The 2,460-nt window shown below is 69.6% G+C and carries 1 protein-coding gene and 1 pseudogene; both read right to left on the reverse strand.

Annotated features, from left to right (window positions below):
* The coding region (gene treZ / locus HUK84_RS14910) for a malto-oligosyltrehalose trehalohydrolase (RefSeq protein ID WP_176640987.1) at positions 1-1,554 on the reverse strand (1,554 nt) is incomplete at its 3' end.
* Between the two features lie 12 nt (positions 1,555-1,566).
* Positions 1,567-2,460 (reverse strand): annotated as a pseudogene (locus HUK84_RS14915) (glycogen debranching protein GlgX); the annotation flags it as partial.

Genomic DNA, 2,460 nt, shown 5'->3' on the forward strand with positions numbered 1-2,460 from the left:
CAGGCGCGGCACGATGTGATGCGCGCGCAGGCGCAGCAGGCGGCCGGTCAGGTCCAGCCATGCCCTGCCGTCCGCGGTCTCGGTCTCGGACTCGTCGAGCCGCGAGGCGGCGAAGGTTTCCGGGGCATTGGGGTCGGGGATCGTCTCGCGCAGGGTCGGATCGGCGAAATGGGAGAAGGCGGCGAATTCGCGCCGCCGCCCGTCGCGCACGATCTGCCCCAGTTCGGGCTTGTGGCTGGTGAAGAAGAGGAAGGGGCGGCGCGAGCCCCATTCCTCGCCCATGAAGAGCAGCGGGATCTGCGGGCCGAGCAGCAGCAGCCCGTAGCAGGCGCGCAGCGCGTCGGGATCGGCGAGCACGGTCAGCCGTTCGCCCATCGCGCGATTGCCGATCTGGTCGTGGTTCTGCAGGAACAGCACGAAGGCCGAGGGCGGCAGGCTGCCCGAGGGCATGCCGCGCGGACGGCCGAGCGTGGGGAAGAACTGGCCCTGGAAGGCGAAGCCCTGGCCCAGCACGCGGGCGAGGTGGATGATCGGTTCGTCGGCGAAATTGCGGTAATAGCCTTCATGCTCGCCGGTCAGGAGGACGTGCGCGGCATTGTGGCCGTCATCGTTCCATTGCGCGTCGAAGCCGGATTGCAGCAGGCCGACATCGTTATGCTCGTTTTCCAGGATCAGGTGGACATGGCGGCCGGCCTCGACGCGCGCGCGGACGCGGGCGGCGAGTTCGAGCAGCCATTCGCGGTCGGCGATCGCGTGCACCGCGTCCAGCCGCAGGCCGTCGAAACGATATTCCATCAGCCAGTACAAGGCGTTTTCGGTGAAATAGGTGCGCACCGCCTGCTGGCGGAAATCGATGGCGGCCCCCCAGGGCGTGGGGCGGTCGGCGCGGAAGAAGGGGGCGGCGTAGGCGGCGATGAAATTGCCGTCCGGTCCGAAATGATTATAGACGACGTCGAGGAAGACCATCATGCCCAGCGCGTGCGCATGGTCGACCAGCGCCTTGAGGTCGTCCGGCGTGCCGTAGGCGGATTCCGGCGCATAGGGCAGCACGCCGTCATAGCCCCAGTTGCGGCCGCCGGGAAATTCGGACAGCGGCATCAGTTCGATCGCGGTGATGCCCAGCGCGGCCAGGCGCGGCAACTGCGCGCGCACGCCGCGAAACCCGCCCGCGGCGCCGACATGGATTTCGTAGATGACGGCCTGTTCCCAGGGCAGGCCGCGCCATGGCAGGCCGCGCCGGTCATCGGCCGTCCAGTCATAGGCGCGCGGATCGACCACCATGCTGGGGCCCTGGACGTCGTCGGGTTGCGCGCGGGAGGCAGGGTCGGGGACGGCGAGGCCGGGGGCGACGCGGTAGCGGTAGCGGGCGCCGGCGCCGCAGGGGGCCTCGGCCACGAACCAGCCGGCGCCTTCGGCGGTCATGGGAAGGGGAGACGCGCCTTCGATTTCCAGGGTCACGTGGTTGCAGGACGGGGCCCAGAAGCGGAACCGGGTCCAATGCGGCGCGATCACCGTCGCGCCGAACGTGCAGGCGAAGGCGTGAGTCGTGCGCATGGGCAATCCCCTTCAGATCTTCGTGCGCGGGGTGAAGCCGAGCAGCACGGCGCCGTGGGCGGGGACGATCCAGTGCGACGGGTTCTGCCCCCCCTGCCCCTCGGCCGGCAGTCCCGCCCCCAGGTATGTCGATCCTTGGCCGCCGTCCGGTGCCGTGCCGGGCGGACGGTTGGGATTGGCGCTGTCGAGCAGCAGCGTCCAGGTCCCGGGGATCGGCGGCAGCGTGCAATCCGCGTCCTCGGCCCCCGCGTTCATGATCAGATAGGTGGTGTCGGGGCCGTTCCAAGCATCGGCGACGGAGCGCAGCACGCCGAGCACGCGGCCCGCCGCGTCGTTCCAGGAATCGGTCGTCATGACGGTGCCGTCGGGGCCGTACCAGGCGATGTCGCTGAGGCCGGGCATGGTTTCGCGGCGCCCGTGGAGATAGCCGTTCCAGCGCAGCGAGGGGCGCGCTTTGCGCAGCGCGACCAACCGCGCCACGAAATCGATCATGGTCTGGCCGCTCGGGCTGCCGGCCAGCGACCAGTCCAGCCAGGCCGTGCCGTTATCCTGGCAATAGGCGTTGTTGTTGCCGTCCTGGGTCTGGCCGAACTCGTCGCCGGCCAGCAGCATGGGCGTGCCCTGCGAGAAGAACATCGTGGCCAGCATGGCGCGGCGGAGCCGGTCGCGCACCGCGAGGATGGGGGGATCGTCGGTCGGGCCCTCGACCCCCCAGTTCGCGCTGAAATTTTCCGAATGGCCGTCCTGGCCGCCTTCACCGTTGGCGTCGTTGTGGCGGGTCGAATAGCTGACGACATCCATCAGCGTGAAACCATCGTGCGAGGTCACGAAATTGAGCGACGCCGTGGGGCGGCGGCCGCGGCGGTCGAAGATGTCGCCCGAGCCGCTGAGCCGCGCGGCGAGGTC

It is taken from the genome of Nguyenibacter vanlangensis (assembly GCF_013376155.1).
GTDB lineage: Bacteria > Pseudomonadota > Alphaproteobacteria > Acetobacterales > Acetobacteraceae > Gluconacetobacter > Gluconacetobacter vanlangensis.